The organism is Sulfuricurvum sp. (assembly GCF_028681615.1).
GTDB lineage: Bacteria > Campylobacterota > Campylobacteria > Campylobacterales > Sulfurimonadaceae > Sulfuricurvum.
The window spans coordinates 503,522-518,725 of record NZ_JAQUHV010000001.1; the positions used below are offsets into that span (position 1 = coordinate 503,522).

The window sequence follows — 15,204 nt, forward strand, 5'->3', positions numbered from 1 at the left end:
TGATTAGTCACTATTCACCACCATTTTGTCAAGTCATAATACTAAATATTAAGATTCTGATTGTTGATATGTTTCATCCAATATCGTCATCGTCACACTTAACAATCCATCAATCTCATTCGCACAAATCTCGAAAATCGTTTCAGCATCGAGGTCAAAATAGTGATGGGACAAAATATCTCGTATCCCTTTGACCTGTTTCCACGGAATTTCTGGGTATTTTTCCAAAAGCTGGTAATCGGTGAGCTTATCGACGTTTTTAAAACCCTCCCCGATAGCAATGAGACGCATCGAGATGCTGTCGAGTTTTTCAAGTCCATGTTCATCTTTTAGAAAATCATCCGCCGTTTGGATGCTTTTAAATCGTTGTTGGATGAGTTTTAACGAGGTGATAATATCTTCGAGGGTAGAACGGAGGATCAAAAGTCGATCATTGTGCATAAATCACATCTCGCTTGATCATCTCTAAAAAGAGAGGTTTCATGTGTTTGTGTTCACGGACAATGTCCACTTTTTTGTGCAGATCATTTTCAATCTGCTCTTTGATCGCGACCATATCGAACAATGAGGGCTTCATTTTGACAAAAATATCGATGTCACTGTTCTCTTTGGCTTCGTCACGTGCGTAACTTCCAAACAGTCCGATTTGTTCGACATTATATTTGGTTTTGAACTCTTGAAAATGTTGTAAAAGGTAGTCTAAAATATCTGACTTTTTAATGTTTGTCGTCATAATATCCTCCTTTTTCCCATAACTTTTATTAGCTCAATTATAACACATTGAAAACTTAGAGCCGTACCGGAATCCCGTTAGCCGATAGATAACGTTTCAGATCCATAATATCGATCTCTTTGTAGTGGAAGATACTCGCCGCCAGGGCCGCATCGGCACCGTGCTCGAACGCCTCTTTGATGTGTTCCATCGTCCCGGCTCCTCCGCTGGCTATGACCGGTACATTGACGGTGCGGCTGATTTGTTCGGTGATAGAGAGATCAAATCCGGCTTTCGTACCGTCGGCGTCCATCGAGGTAAGCAGAATTTCACCTGCTCCGCGGTCGACTACCTCTTTGGCCCATTCGAGCGCATTGATCCCCGTATCGACACGTCCGCCGTTGAGATAGACGTTGTATTGGTCGCCCGTCTTTTTAACATCGATCGCGACAACGATGCACTGGGAACCGAACCGTTTGGCCCCTTCGTTGATAAATTCAGGACGTTTGATCGCTGCAGAATTGACGCTCACTTTATCGCAGCCCACGGCAAGGAGTTTATAAATATCATCGAGCACACGGATCCCGCCGCCGACAGTGAGGGGGATAAAGACCTCTTTCGCTACCTGCTCGACGATATGAACGATCGTATCCCGCTCTTCATGGGATGCGGTTATATCCAAAAAAGTAATCTCATCTGCACCCTCTTCATTGTAGCGTTTTGCCACTTCAACAGGGTCTCCCGCATCTTTAAGTCCAACGAAATTAACACCCTTTACGACTCGTCCGTCTTTTACATCCAAACAGGGGATTATCCGTTTTGCAAAATAGTTATTGTCCATTTAAAACCTTGCATGTAATCATTGTGAAAGTATATCCCCCATTACCAAAAGTAACGATAAAGGAAATAAGTTGTCTAACTTCATTCAAAAAGCTTATAAACGTTTTGTTTTGTGGTTTAATTGGGGATTAACACTTTATCAGGTACAATCAGGCCAATGCAAAAAGACCGTGCCGCAATTGCCAAAAAGAAATTTGGACAGAACTTTTTAAAAGATGAAGCTGTTTTAGCACAAATCATCCAATCGATGCCCGATACGCCTCATCGTATCGCAGAAATCGGGCCTGGATTAGGTGATTTAACTAAGTATTTAGTTGATGTCAAAAGTGTTACCGCTTTTGAGGTCGATACCGACTTGTGCAAGCATTTGACGCACCAATTTGCCGATGCTATCGCTACCAACGCCCTTACCCTCCGTTGCGGAGATGTGTTAGAGCATTGGAAGAGTGAGCTTTTGGATGAACCGTACGATTTAGTGGCCAATTTGCCTTACTATATCGCGACAAATATCATCCTCAAAGCCCTCGCCGATCCGGCGTGCCGAAACTTGCTTGTCATGATACAGCGTGAAGTGGCGGAGAAATTCTCTGCCGCACCCGGAGAGAGAGCTTTTGGAGCGCTCAGCGTAATTACGCAGAGTGTCGGAGAGGCGGAGATCGTTTTACACGTTCCTCCCACCGCATTCGATCCTGCTCCCAAAGTCGATTCGTGCGTACTGCTCATTTCTAAACGTACGAATCGTAATGATGAAGGGTTTGAAGAATTTTTACGAACGGCCTTTACACAGCCACGTAAAACCCTCCACAAAAATCTAACCGCACGCTATGATGGCGATCTTCTCGTTCGAGCCTTTCAAGAGCTTGAGCTAGAACGTTCCATCCGACCTCATCAGCTTGACACCTCTGACTTTCACCGGCTCTACGCCCTTATAAAATAACCTTTCTCAGGGCATTTTAGAGCATCTATAACATACTAAAATATATTGCGCTTTTTAACAAAGCGTCCAGAAGGAAAATTTATGTCCGATGAACAAACAACCGAACCCCAAGCACAACCTCAGGGAGAAACCGGTCAACGCCGAAACAACCGAAGACCGTTTCGAAGCCGAAATAACAACCGCCCGGAGGGTACTGAAGGTAACGTAAGTACCGAGCCACGCCAAGACAATCGCCCTCCGCGTACCGACAACAGACCTCCGCGTCAAGATAACCGTCCTCCACGTACCGACAATCGACCACCACGTACCGATAACCGTCCTCCGCGTCAAGACAACCGCCCTCCGCGCACTGAGGGAGTTGAAGGCAATGCAGCCGATGCTGAACCAAATCGCGGCGGACGTGACCGAGGCCGAGGCGGCCGTCGCGGAGCCCCAAGTGCACCGATTGACAGCAATTTGCGCGATTTCGTCGTTAAAAATCAGGATGCGCACAAAAATCGTCTAAATCCCCATTTTAAACTCAATCTTGAGAACAACGATAAAGTCCGTATCACCCCATTGGGCGGTCTTGGAGAAATCGGTGGAAATATCACGGTTATCGAAACCGAAAATGAAGCCATTGTTATCGATATCGGGATGAGTTTCCCGGATGAAGAGATGCACGGTGTCGATATCCTCGTTCCGGATTTCAGCTATTTGAGAGAAATTCGTAAAAAAATCGTAGCCGTTATCATTACTCACGCCCACGAAGACCACATCGGTGGGGTCCCTTATCTATTCAAAGAGATGCAATTCCCGATTTACGGAACACCTTTGCCTCTTGCCATGATCGGCAACAAATTCGACGAGCACCACATGCGTGATTTCCGTCGTTATTTCAACCCGATCGTTAAACGCCAAGTCTATCGCATCGGAAATGATTTTGATATCGAATGGATGCATATGACCCACTCGATTATCGACTCATCATCATTGGCAATCACAACCAAAGCGGGAACCATTATCCATACGGGTGACTTCAAAATCGACTTTACTCCTATCGATGGGTACACAGCCGATATTCACCGCCTTGCGCACTATGGGGAAAAAGGGGTTTTGTGTCTATTAAGCGACTCAACCAACTCGTACAATAAAGAGTGGACACCAAGTGAACTTACCGTTGCTCCCGGATTTGACCGTATCTTCTCGAAAGCAGAAGGTCGTATCATCATGTCAACCTTCAGCTCGAATATTCACCGTGTATACCAAGCAATCCAATACGGGCTCAAGTATAACCGTAAAGTATGTGTAATCGGCCGTTCAATGGAACGTAACCTTGAAGTATGTATGCAATACGATTACATCAAACTTCCTAAAAACATCTTCATCGATGCCGAAGAGGCCAATCGAATGAACGATAAAGATGTCTTGATCGTCACCACCGGAAGCCAAGGTGAACCAAGCTCAGCCCTTTTCCGTATGGCAATCGGAGAACACCGTCACATCAAGATCAAACCGACCGATATGATCGTCCTCTCCGCGCGTGCGATTCCGGGGAATGAAGGATCGATTTCAGGAATGCTCAACTACCTGCAACGTGCCGGCGCACGTGTTGCTAACGACCGAGATATTCACGTATCGGGGCATGCAAGCCTTGAAGAGCAGAAATTGATGCTTCGCCTTACTAACCCGAAATTCTTTCTCCCGATCCATGGTGAATATAACCATATTATGAGACACCGTGAAACGGCTATAGCTTGTGGAGTACCAGAGCGTAATATTCTCCTAATGAGTGATGGTGACTGTATCGAAGTCAACACAAAAATGATGCGTAAAACCAAAACGGTTAAAACGGGTAAAACATACATCGACAACCAAAACAACCACCAGATCGAAGATGATATCGTTATCGATCGTCAAAAAATGGCATCTGAGGGGATGGTTATGCTGGTTGCACAAGTCAGCGCCTCTGAATCACGACTCCTCTCTAAACCTCTTGTTACCAGCTTCGGTATCGTCGCTGACCGTCATGACAAGGCGTTTGCCCAAGAGATGGAAGATGTATTAGAGCACTTCTTGATCAACCTCAAACCGGGGCTCATCGAGAACCCTAAAGCCTTGGAAAATGATCTACGTCAAGTAGTACGTAAACATATCTATCGCAAAATGAAAAAATATCCTCTTATCGTTCCTCACGTATTTATAATGTAATTGACGCTTTAGCGTCTTTTACACCTTACTTAGTTATACTCTCTCACAATTACTTTCATAAATGCTAAATGAATGTAACCCTATTAATTAGGAATAATAAATGTCAATTACAAAAATCAATAGTAAAGAAAATATCTTCGGTGACAATATCGCCTTTGTAGAAGAATGGGATTTTTCACACGCTAACACTTCGGAAGAGAATCGTATTTTAGCAATCACACAGGTAGCATCGATTTGTTATCAATCTCCAAAAGCGTTAGGCAGTGAAACCCTGTATAATCGGCTGATGGCAGAGTCCATGGGACTCCCTTCAAGCTCATTCGAGTTTGTACCTGTTTTACTTAATTTTAAAAATCCGATGCATTCAGAATTGCTCCAAAAAGAGTATAGCAATGTAAAAAAATTTGGAGAACTTGTTGAAGACGGCAAGTATTTACTGACAAACTATCGTGCCATTGTTTATGATTTTGAAAATGATAAAGACGGGTATAGCTTTGATATACGACAAATTTACAATACTTTGGACGATGCAGAAATTATCCGCAAAAACTTTCATGTATTTCTATACAAAGTCGATTTGCCGACACGATCTCAGATGGTTCGTCATCGCATAAACTGGCAAGAACTGTCACGAAGATATGTCTCCGGCAAACGGGTCCCGTTTGATTTTTACATTAGTGAGAAAATGGTTCCGATTACAACAGGCGACTATGACACACAAAAAATTATCGATCTATGCGTAGAGCACTATATGAACGCGATTGATGCCGGGGTCAAACCTCAGGAAGCACGAAGAATCATCCCTCAAGCCGCTTATACACAAATCTGGGGAGCATTTATGCCTACCCAGCTTGCAAATTATTTCAAATTACGTCTTGATGAACATGCGCAATGGGAAATTAGAAAAACAGCGGAAGCAATGAAAGAATTAATCCAAAACCCACTTAAACAGGAACACACATTATGAAAAAAACTCTCTTCTTCGGCATTACTGCCGCTATCGTAGTACTCAGCGGATGCGCTGAAAAACAAATTGCCGTTAACGGACTCATCTGTCCGGCAGGGACAACCCAAGATCGTATGAAAGCCGATTTCGAAGAGTGCCGTTATTATGATCTCAAAGCCGCCGGAGAAGCATCTAAAGCTCCGATAACCGTTGAATGCAAAACGTGTTTAGAGAAAAAAGGGTATAAAATCGAACAGTAAATCGTTCTTTGAACGGTTTATAAGTGTAATAAAGTAGGAATTTGATTAGAAGATTGAAGGTTTCAGGGATAAATCCCTGAAATGTTTAGAATTTACAGTGCTGCTTTAGCTTGAGTGGTGAGGGCAGTAAATGCCGCTGCATCGTTCATTGCCATGTCAGCAAGGATTTTGCGATCAAGTTCGATGTTGGCACGTTTAAGGCCGTTCATGAATACTGAATAGCTCATTCCGTTTAGGCGGCATGCCGCATTGATACGGATAATCCACAATTTACGGAATTCACGTTTTTTCTGTTTACGGTCACGGAACGCGTATACGAGTGAGCGCTCGAGTTGCTCTTTCGCTTTACGGAAATGTTTGTGGCGTGCACTGTAGAAACCACGTGCGAGTTTCAATACTTTTTTATGACGTCTGCGTCTTACGACACCAGTTTTTACTCTTGGCATTTTTTTCCTTTCTTGACCCGGTTCATTTCAATTTTAATGACGGGGTGCCGCTTTGCGGACTTGCCCAGCGTTATGCTGGAGGGTTAAAAAGTAGATTATTAGTCTACGATCATCTTTTTGATAGCTTTAACGTCTACGTTAGCAACCACTTTTGGTGCATTTTGCTTACGTCGAGTCCCAGCATCTTGTTTTGTCAAAATATGGCTGCGGAATGCGCTACCACGTTTGATTGTGCCGTTTTTCTTCACTTTGAAGCGTTTTACCGCCCCTTTTACCGATTTCATTTTTGGCATCGACTTGATCCTTTCGCAAAAATTCTCTAAACGAGACGCGGATTATACCATAAAAAAGCTTTTTATTCATTGATTGACATATTAGAGGAGAGAGGCGTTCGTGCTGAGTATGTCGAACCATGAGCGCTGCCCTTCGACAAGCTCAGGGCGAACGGAGATAAATTACTTCTTATCGTCTTTTTTCGGATGAATCATCATATTGCAATAACGCCCTTCCATAGCTGGCGCTTTATACATAGTCCCGATATCTTCAACCATAGGCCAAACACGTTGTAATACCGCTACAGCCGATTCAGGGTGTGCCATCTCACGACCGCGCAAGAATACACGGAAATGGACATGTTTACCTTCTTCGAGGAATTCACGTGCATGTTTTACTTTATAGCCGACATCGTTATCCGCGATTTTAACCGAAAGTTTGATCTCTTTGACTTCAACTTTGGTTTGCTTTTTGCGGGCTTCTTTTTTCTTTTTCTCTTCTTGGTAATGAAACTTACCGTAGTCCATGATTTTTGCGACAGGGGGTTTCGCATCCGGAGAGATGAGAACTAAATCTAGTCCCAGTTCGTTTGCTTTGTTCATCGCCTCATTGATTGAGATGATACCTAATGCTTCACCGCCGTCTACAACACAGCGTACTTCAGGGACCCTGATCTCTTCGTTCATCAGGACTCGGTCTTGTTTTTTAATCAAAAATGTACCTCATTAATTTTTTGTTTAACCAAGGAGAGGAAATCCTCTTCGCTTAGATTATATTGTTCACGTTTGCGTCGATCACGCACCGCAATACTTTTGTTAGTAACCTCTTCATCGCCTAAAACGATAATCATAGGCACACGTCCTTTTTCCGCTGTACGGATACGTTTATTGAGACTTTCATTTTTATCGAAAATCTCAAAATCGGCGCCCAAATCGATCAATTTATCGGCCAATTCACGTGCGTACGCTTCGTGTGCAGGGGCGATCGGAACGATAGCCACCTGCGTCGGAGCGATGAACATCGGGAATTCCCCAGCGTAATGCTCCGTCAATATACCAACAAATCGCTCAAACGAACCTAAAATTGCCCGGTGAATCATTACCGGCTGAATTTTAGCGTTCTCTTCACCGTTGTATTCGAGTTCGAAACGTGCCGGTAAATTGAAATCGAGCTGGATTGTACCGCATTGCCACTCACGTCCGATAGCATCGGTGATTTTGATATCGATTTTAGGGCCATAAAACGCTCCGCCCCCCTCATCGATCTCATACGCGAGATTATTTTTATCCATCGCCGTTTTCAAAGCGTTGGTCGAAATTTCCCATACCGCATCATCACCGACCGCTTTTTCAGGTTTTGTCGAAATCATCATTTTATAATTAAACTCAAACGTTTTCATGATTTTGTCAACAAAATCGACGACTTCGATAATCTGCTGTTCAATCTGATCCGCCGTACAGAAAATGTGTGCATCGTCTTGGGTAAACTCACGAACACGGAATAATCCATGAAGCGCTCCCGTCATCTCATGACGGTGCACAACACCGTACTCGAAATATTTGAGCGGAAGGTCACGGTATGAATGCAAGTCGTGTTCATACACCTTGATGTGACCGACACAGTTCATCGGTTTAACCCCAAATTCCAGCTCATCGATATTGGTGAAATACATATTCTCACCGTAGTTTTGATAGTGGCCTGATACTTTCCACAAATCACTTCGGAGCATTTCCGGACCGCGAACCGGCTCATATCCGCGTTTGCGGTGCGCTTTGAAGAGGAGCTGTTCCAATCGCGAGCGCATACGTGCACCGGCCGGAAGCCAGATCGGGAAACCCGCACCCACCTCTTCACGGAACGTAAAGAGTTTCATCTCCGCACCGATTTTACGGTGGTCCCGTTTTTCCGCTTCCGCCATTTGATCAAGATAGGCTTTAAGCGACTCTTTATCGGCGAATGCGATTCCGTAGATACGGGTAAGCATTTCATTTTTACTGTCACCGCCGAGATACGCACCCGAGATTTTGGTCAATTTAAAATGGCGAATCAATCCTACGCTTGGCAAATGCGGTCCACGGCAGAGATCTTCAAACGCGCCTTGCTTATAGATCGTTACCGTATCGCTCGGAATGCGGTCCATAACCGCTTGTTTAAGATGATCGTTTGCAAATTTTGCCCGCGCTTCTTCTTTGGTGATTTCATAACGCTCAATCTTCTCTTTGCCTTTGGCAATCTCAAGCATTTTTTTCTCAATCGTTTTAAGATCTTCTTCACTAATGTGTTCGTTGACTTTAAAATCGTAGTAAAAGCCCTCTTTTACCGTAGGCCCGACGAAAAATTTCGCATCGGTGTAAAGTGCTTTGATCGCTTTAGCCATCAAATGAGCACAGGAATGTCGAATCACTTCGAGAGACTCGGGCGAATTATCGTAGACGATCTCTTCACCCGTAATTCCAAGTGCCCCAGCGGTTTGTAAATCGATTATTTGATCGTTATGTTTGATCGCAATAATATCCATAGGGGTGCCTCGTATGAGAAAATATCGCGGATTATACGTGATTGTTGATTGGTTTACGATTAAAAAATAAAAGTGATGCTATCTTTGAGAAAAATAATTCGGAAATATACTTTTATTTTATATCCGTTACATTGACCTTTTGCAGAAATTCATTTACTTGAACTATTGCATGTACATCGTGAAGAGTCATTGCTTTAAAATCCCCTGGCTTATCTATATTAGGTATAGATTCTTCCCATCTAATCCAAGTAATTATCCCATATTCTCCATGCGGGATATTGTTAAAAAGAAAATTTCCATTAATTTCACATACCGTTTCTGCTAATTTTTTATCTAATATTGCTTTAAAACGATCAGATTCCAATTCTTTAACTGCCAGAAGTGCTTTATGGTATTGGGTCATACTTCCAGTGTGAGTCACATTTAGATCAGGATATTTTTCTAACAAATTTTGGTAATCTACTGCGTAATCCACAAATTTATCTTTTTTCCAAGATATGCAATTCAGTGTTGTTTGGACTTTTTTCATTTTTTTACTAATGTCTTGCAACGTTATACTGTCATCTTTACTAAGCAAAAATACTTTTTCACCTGCACATGTTTTTATATCTCCATTTTCTACTTTTAAATGTCCTTGCCCTTCAATAGTTGTTCTTTTAACCGCTGGAATAGAATTATCATTAATTTCTTGACTAGCCAATAAAGTCAAACACATCAATGTGCCTGTGACAAGTGTTAGTAAAATTTTATTTTTCATAATAAAACTCTTATTTTTTCATTGATTTTAAGTAATATCTTATCTCAAATACATTTGAAGTTAAAGATCAAGGCTAACATTCCCTTTCTCTTGATCTTGTATATTATTTTTGATAATTGTTCCATGTTATTGCAATAATTCTAAAACATAGATAACTAATTATGATTATTTTGTATTTTGAAATTCATATTAAAGAACAGTTAATGATTCAAATACGTTGGCCAACACTATTAAATTTTAAGAAAAAAGAAGTAACTTACTATACATAAATATAGTAACTGGTGTTTTATGAAGTTTTTTTAATGGTGGTCCCAACAGGACTCGAACCTGTGACCACTACCTTGTCGAGGTAGTGCTCTACCAACTGAGCTATAAGACCATCACAATTAATGCAAGAGCGAAATTATAGCCGTGCAGAAGTTAAAAGTCACTTAACTTTTACACATCTGTGGACGAAAGTTTAAAATCATCAAGGCGATAACGGCGATATCAATCATTACATCCGCGAAATTAAAGACGGCGAAATTAAATCCGCAATGCCAATAAACGTAATCGACCACTCCGCCATGGATAAAACGGTCCGCAACATTAGAGAGTCCCGCACCCGCCATAATGCCTACAGGGACAAGATAACACGTTTTTTTGAGCCAAAGGGTATAGCCGATCACTCCGGACAACAATGCAAGCTGAATCCATTTCAACGCTTCGTCTAAAAAAGCGAACATCGAAAAAGCGACCCCTTTGTTAAAAATCAAGATAAGATCGATACATTGGGTATTGAGCCGAAATCCGCCCAGAAAAATTGATTTAATCGCTTGATCGATGAAAAAAACACTGCTCATCGCCAGCAACAAAATAACAATCGATCTAGCCATTCAATGCCTTTTCAAAAAAGCTTACCATCTCGTCCATCGCTTTTTCCATCACTTTTGCATCTTTTCCTTCGAGTAAAACACGAAGTTTATTTTCCGTACCGGAATAACGGATAAGGTGACGCATATGTGCGGCTTCGATTTCAGCGAGTTTATCCTCCAGCCCTTTGATTTGATCAAGCGGTTTTTTGGTTTTAACTTTGATATTCACCAATTTTTGAGGATACAATTTAAACGGCCGTAAGATTTTACTCGCTTTTTCTCCTGAGGTAATCATTAACGATAAAACCTGTAACGCGCTCACCAACCCATCCCCTGTTTTAGCGAAATCATGCAAAATAATGTGGCCGCTTTGCTCACCGCCGAAGTTGATACCGTGCTCACGCATCATTTCAAGAACGTATTTATCTCCGACACTTGAGCGGTAAAGTTTAAGTCCATGAGCGTTTAACATATCTTCCAATGCCTGATTACTCATTACGGTAGCAATGATACCGTCACCCTTAAGTGCTCCGTTTCGTTGTAAAAACAAACTCAATGCACCCAATATCTGATCACCGTCGACCTCATCCCCTTTTTCATCAATTACGATTAGGCGATCGGCATCCCCATCCAGTGCCAAACCGATATCAGCCCGGTATTGCTTAACTGCACTTCGAAGATCTTTGGTGTGCATTGCACCGCACTCTTCGTTAATGTTAAATCCGTTCGGTTTATCATGAAGAACAATCACCTCAGCACCCAACTCTTCCAAAACGGTTGGCCCGACACGATACCCTGCACCATTAGCAGTATCCAAAACAATACGCAAGCCATGAAGGGTCAAATCACTCGAAAAGGAATTTTTAAGATGGACAATATAACGACCGATAACATCATCAATCCGCTTTGCGGCTCCTAAACTCTTGCCTGTCACCTGAGCATCTTGAATTAACCCCGGATCATTAGCAATTACCTCAATTTGTGCTTCCACATCTTCAGAAAGCTTATTACCGTTAGCATCGAAAAATTTGATTCCGTTATCTTCGAACGGGTTATGGCTTGCGGATATCATAATCCCGGCATCACAGCGCATATTTTTGGTCAAAAATGCAATTGCAGGAGTCGGCATCGGTCCGATTTGTATCACGTCATACCCTACTGCCGTCAATCCACTGACAATTGCATTCTCAATCATATAGCCGCTTCTACGCGTATCTTTTCCAACCAGAATTTTTTTTGTTCCAGAATGATCTCTAAAATAAACCCCTGCTGCCATTGCTACACGCATTGCCAATCCGGCACTTAAAAATGAGCCGGCTTCCCCTCGTACGCCATCTGTTCCAAACAATTTCATTCCGTTTTCTCCCTAAAATATTCGTCATTCTATTACACTCTATAAAATTTAACTTAATTTTAATTATCTTTAAGGTAGTATTCTACCCTAAAAAAAATTCGACAAGGATAAATGCCATGGCAAACCATAAGTCAGCATTGAAACGTATCCGTCAGACGGAAAAGCGTACTGAACGCAACCGATTCTATCGCACACGTATTAAAAACATCGTTAAAGCAGTTCGCACTGCAGTAGATGCAGGAAACAAAGAAGAAGCGCAAGCTGCTCTTGTCATTGCTAACGCCAACTTACACAAATATGTTAGCAAAGGTGTCTTGAAAAAAGAGACTGCTGCACGTAAAGTAAGCCGTCTTCACCTCGCTGTTAACGCAATCGCAGCCTAAGCTTGACCCCTCTGGGGTAGCTTTTCTCTTCTAGATTTTCTCAAAACGCCTCTTTTAGGACCACACGTATGTTATCCGACAAACTCACCCCTTTTATCAACCGTTACAACGAATTGACCGAACTGCTTAGTTCTCCTGATATCGGCAATGACATCAAACGGATGACCGACCTCTCTAAAGAGCAATCTTCCATCCAAGCGATTGTAACCAAAGCAACCGAGTATAAAAAACTTCTCGATGATATCGAAGAGAACAAAGCTCTTGCGTTCGATGCTGAACTCGGTGAGCTTGCAAAAGAGGAACTTCGCAGTCTTGAACCGATGGTTGCACCGCTCGAAGAAGAGATCAAAAAACTTCTCATCCCCGCCGATCCGAATGATAAACGCAATATCTATATCGAATTACGAGCAGGAACAGGTGGAGATGAAGCAGCTATCTTTGTCGGTGATTTGTTTAACGCTTATGTCCGCTATGCGGATGTTAAAGGGTGGAAAATCGAGTTAATGAGTTCCAGCCCATCCGATGCCGGAGGATACAAAGAGATCATTGCCCTCATCAAAGGAGAGCAGGTTTACTCACGTCTCAAATATGAAGCTGGAACCCACCGCGTACAGCGTGTCCCTGCAACCGAGTCTCAAGGGCGTGTTCACACTTCCGCCATCACTGTTGCCGTAATGCCGGAAGTCGATGACGTCGAAGTCACGATCAATGAGAATGATCTGAAAATCGACGTTATGCGTTCCTCCGGATCAGGTGGGCAAAGTGTCAATACGACCGATTCCGCAGTTCGTATTACCCATATTCCTACCGGTATCGTCGTCACCAACCAAGATGAAAAATCCCAGCATAAAAACAAAGATAAAGCGATGAAAATTCTCAAAGCGCGTATCTATGAAATGCAGATCGAAGAGGCAAAAGTAAAAGAAATGTCTGAGCGTAAAGAGCAAGTAGGAACCGGAGACCGTTCAGGCCGTATCCGAACCTACAACTATCCGCAAAACCGTATCTCGGACCACCGTATCAATCTCACCTTGTACCGTCTCGATGAGATTATGCAGGGGGGATTGATGGATGATATTATCGAGCCGTTGATCGCCGATGCTCAGGCACAAATAATGGAAAGAGCAGGCTTATAACTTTTAATATTCGTCTCTCTGGCTTCCTTGGAAACCACGCGCGATGGCAGAAGTGCCAAGAGTCGCGTGAGCGCTTTGCCAGAGAGATGCACTTCTTTTGTTTCTTTTCTTGGTGACAAGAAAAGAAAGTAAGTATTAATTTCTCCAAATGGTTTCAAAAACCCCTTTAACTTCCCCTTTGAACGTTATCGTCCCCTCATCAAGTCCCAGATAAAGTGTCTCTCCGCTTTTAGGAAACACACGAGCATTATCCGCAACCATCCCCTCGATTGAAGCGCGATAGAAACACGCAGCCATCCCTGTTCCGCACGCTAACGTCTCATCTTCTACACCGCGCTCATAGGTACGGACACGAATAGCCCCATTGCTCTCGACATGAGCGATATTGACATTGGCATTGTATTTATAACGAAGCTCTCTCGCCATCGCAATATCAAAGTTATCCATGTGGGCATCGAATGTTACAAGATGAGGAACACCTGTATCGAGAAGCCACCACGTCATCTCATACTCTGAGATAGCGTCATTGATAACAAGCGGCGGAGTCAAGTCGCTTTGAACCATATCCCCCTCAACGGCAGCTTTGATAACGCCAGCACCCGTCAAAAATTCCATTTTTTCACCTGCCAAACCGAAACGATGCGCATAATGGGCACATGCGCGGCTTCCGTTTCCGCACATCGAAGCGGTAGAACCATCGGCGTTGTAAAATTCCCATTCAAAATCATGCTGTTCATGCGGAAGAATGACAATCAATCCATCTGCTCCGATACCGTTTTGGCGGTCACACAGCGTTCGGGCAAGTCCGGATCGATCCGCGCCCTGGAAAGCATGAAAGATGACAAAATCGTTGCCGCTTGCACAATATTTGGCAATTTGAAGCATGGTAATCCTTTGGGATTAATAATAAGTGTAATTATACCTTAGGAGCGGGATAGAGAGCTTTAATTGTTTCGACAAAGTGTTCACACTCACTCTGAAGGTGTTTTAAATTGGAGGAGTTATCGATCACCCATGTCGCACGGGCTTTTTTCTCCTCTATATCCATTTGGCTCTCGATACGTCGAAGAGACTCCTCTTCCGAAAAACCGTTTCGCTTCATAAAACGCTCCAGTTGCAATGCTTTAGGGGTGTAAACAACGACAGAATTTTGTATCGGATAGGATAATGTCTCGAAAAAAAGGGGAATATCGATCAAATAGGGATATTTAAGACGGTCTTGTTTCTCACTTTGCTCTTCAATAGCTGCCCGTATCTTAGGATGTAAAAAAGTTTCAAGCTCTTTTTTGGCTTCCGGATCGGCAAAAACTATTTTGCCCAATGCAGGACGGTCTACTTTTCCGTTTTTGACAAAGTCACCACCAAACCGTTCGGCTACCCAAAAGCTGTTTTCATCCAAAATACGATGTGCAATAGTATCGGCATCGATAATACGCAAACCGTTTAGACCCAGCAAAGATGCAACCGTACTTTTACCTGTTGCGATCCCTCCCGTGAGTGCAATGGCATATTCAAATGCCATAATTATCTCGAATAGCGTGGTTTACTGCGCGTGGGCTCTCCGCCGAGGAGAACTTAGCGTTAGCGTAGCTATCGGG

At 43.0% G+C, this 15,204-nt stretch carries 18 protein-coding genes and 1 tRNA gene; 6 read left to right on the forward strand and 13 right to left on the reverse strand.

Going from position 1 to position 15,204, the window contains the following annotated elements; genetic code table 11:
* Nucleotides 1-48: 48 nt before the first annotated feature.
* Genes PHE37_RS02655 through hisF form a run of 3 tightly spaced genes read right to left on the reverse strand, consistent with a single transcriptional unit; the run spans nucleotide 49 to nucleotide 1,553 of the window.
* Nucleotides 49-441 carry a HepT-like ribonuclease domain-containing protein gene (locus PHE37_RS02655; protein ID WP_299997417.1) on the reverse strand — a complete coding sequence of 131 codons (393 nt, stop codon included), beginning with the start codon at nucleotides 439-441 and terminating at the stop codon, nucleotides 49-51.
* Nucleotides 431-733 (reverse strand): nucleotidyltransferase domain-containing protein, encoded by a 303-nt coding sequence (locus PHE37_RS02660; protein ID WP_299997415.1) that lies wholly within the window; start codon nucleotides 731-733, stop codon nucleotides 431-433. Before PHE37_RS02660 ends, PHE37_RS02655 begins: the two co-directional genes overlap by 11 nt.
* A 55-nt stretch (nucleotides 734-788) precedes the next feature.
* On the reverse strand, nucleotides 789-1,553 hold the full coding sequence (hisF, locus tag PHE37_RS02665) for an imidazole glycerol phosphate synthase subunit HisF (protein WP_299997413.1): 765 nt from the start codon (nucleotides 1,551-1,553) through the stop codon (nucleotides 789-791).
* Between the two features lie 156 nt (nucleotides 1,554-1,709).
* Here hisF and rsmA point away from each other — a divergent pair, with 156 nt between their 5' ends.
* From rsmA to PHE37_RS02685, 4 genes are all read left to right on the forward strand, one after another.
* Nucleotides 1,710-2,489, forward strand: a complete 780-nt coding sequence (gene rsmA / locus PHE37_RS02670) for a 16S rRNA (adenine(1518)-N(6)/adenine(1519)-N(6))-dimethyltransferase RsmA (protein ID WP_300008168.1) — start codon at nucleotides 1,710-1,712, stop codon at nucleotides 2,487-2,489.
* An 81-nt stretch (nucleotides 2,490-2,570) separates the two neighbouring features.
* Nucleotides 2,571-4,679: an RNase J family beta-CASP ribonuclease gene (locus PHE37_RS02675; RefSeq protein WP_300008170.1), complete on the forward strand. Its 2,109-nt coding sequence runs from the start codon at nucleotides 2,571-2,573 to the stop codon at nucleotides 4,677-4,679.
* Between the two features lie 100 nt (nucleotides 4,680-4,779).
* Nucleotides 4,780-5,646, forward strand: a complete 867-nt coding sequence (locus tag PHE37_RS02680; RefSeq protein WP_299996947.1) for an FAD-dependent thymidylate synthase — start codon at nucleotides 4,780-4,782, stop codon at nucleotides 5,644-5,646.
* On the forward strand, nucleotides 5,643-5,885 hold the full coding sequence (locus PHE37_RS02685; protein ID WP_299996950.1) for a hypothetical protein: 243 nt from the start codon (nucleotides 5,643-5,645) through the stop codon (nucleotides 5,883-5,885). Before PHE37_RS02680 ends, PHE37_RS02685 begins: the two co-directional genes overlap by 4 nt.
* A gap of 92 nt (nucleotides 5,886-5,977) precedes the next feature.
* On the opposite strand, the gene rplT is transcribed toward PHE37_RS02685, so the two are convergent.
* The 8 genes from rplT to glmM form a co-directional block, all read right to left on the reverse strand.
* Nucleotides 5,978-6,331, reverse strand: coding sequence for a 50S ribosomal protein L20 (gene rplT, locus PHE37_RS02690; RefSeq protein ID WP_013458975.1), 354 nt, complete (start codon nucleotides 6,329-6,331; stop codon nucleotides 5,978-5,980).
* A gap of 98 nt (nucleotides 6,332-6,429) precedes the next feature.
* Nucleotides 6,430-6,624 carry a 50S ribosomal protein L35 gene (gene rpmI / locus PHE37_RS02695; protein WP_299996953.1) on the reverse strand — a complete coding sequence of 65 codons (195 nt, stop codon included), beginning with the start codon at nucleotides 6,622-6,624 and terminating at the stop codon, nucleotides 6,430-6,432.
* 162 nt (nucleotides 6,625-6,786) lie between these two features.
* Nucleotides 6,787-7,314, reverse strand: a complete 528-nt coding sequence (infC, locus tag PHE37_RS02700) for a translation initiation factor IF-3 (protein WP_299996973.1) — start codon at nucleotides 7,312-7,314, stop codon at nucleotides 6,787-6,789.
* A complete protein-coding gene (gene thrS / locus PHE37_RS02705) occupies nucleotides 7,314-9,122 on the reverse strand; it encodes a threonine--tRNA ligase (protein WP_299996955.1) in 1,809 nt (602 codons plus the stop codon). The genes infC and thrS overlap by 1 nt, the downstream gene beginning before the upstream one ends.
* A gap of 112 nt (nucleotides 9,123-9,234) precedes the next feature.
* Nucleotides 9,235-9,879, reverse strand: a complete 645-nt coding sequence (locus PHE37_RS02710; protein WP_299996957.1) for a hypothetical protein — start codon at nucleotides 9,877-9,879, stop codon at nucleotides 9,235-9,237.
* 303 nt (nucleotides 9,880-10,182) lie between these two features.
* Nucleotides 10,183-10,258 (reverse strand) — tRNA-Val (locus PHE37_RS02715).
* Nucleotides 10,259-10,310: 52 nt separating this feature from the next.
* Entirely contained in the window at nucleotides 10,311-10,754 is a 444-nt protein-coding gene (gene lspA / locus PHE37_RS02720; RefSeq protein ID WP_299996959.1) for a signal peptidase II, read from the reverse strand.
* Complete coding sequence (glmM, locus tag PHE37_RS02725) at nucleotides 10,747-12,087, reverse strand: phosphoglucosamine mutase (protein ID WP_299996962.1); 1,341 nt, start codon at nucleotides 12,085-12,087, stop codon at nucleotides 10,747-10,749. Before glmM ends, lspA begins: the two co-directional genes overlap by 8 nt.
* Before the next feature lie 116 nt (nucleotides 12,088-12,203).
* Between glmM and rpsT the strand changes: the two genes are divergently transcribed.
* Complete coding sequence (gene rpsT / locus PHE37_RS02730) at nucleotides 12,204-12,470, forward strand: 30S ribosomal protein S20 (protein ID WP_298694080.1); 267 nt, start codon at nucleotides 12,204-12,206, stop codon at nucleotides 12,468-12,470.
* 68 nt (nucleotides 12,471-12,538) lie between these two features.
* Nucleotides 12,539-13,606, forward strand: coding sequence for a peptide chain release factor 1 (prfA, locus tag PHE37_RS02735; RefSeq protein ID WP_299996964.1), 1,068 nt, complete (start codon nucleotides 12,539-12,541; stop codon nucleotides 13,604-13,606).
* Nucleotides 13,607-13,741: 135 nt separating this feature from the next.
* Here prfA and dapF read toward each other — a convergent pair whose 3' ends face one another.
* On the reverse strand, nucleotides 13,742-14,491 hold the full coding sequence (dapF, locus tag PHE37_RS02740) for a diaminopimelate epimerase (protein ID WP_299996967.1): 750 nt from the start codon (nucleotides 14,489-14,491) through the stop codon (nucleotides 13,742-13,744).
* A 31-nt stretch (nucleotides 14,492-14,522) separates the two neighbouring features.
* The gene (gene coaE, locus PHE37_RS02745; protein WP_299996970.1) at nucleotides 14,523-15,128 is read right to left on the reverse strand and encodes a dephospho-CoA kinase; all 606 of its coding nucleotides are present in this window, start codon (nucleotides 15,126-15,128) and stop codon (nucleotides 14,523-14,525) included.
* Nucleotides 15,129-15,204: the final 76 nt, after the last annotated feature.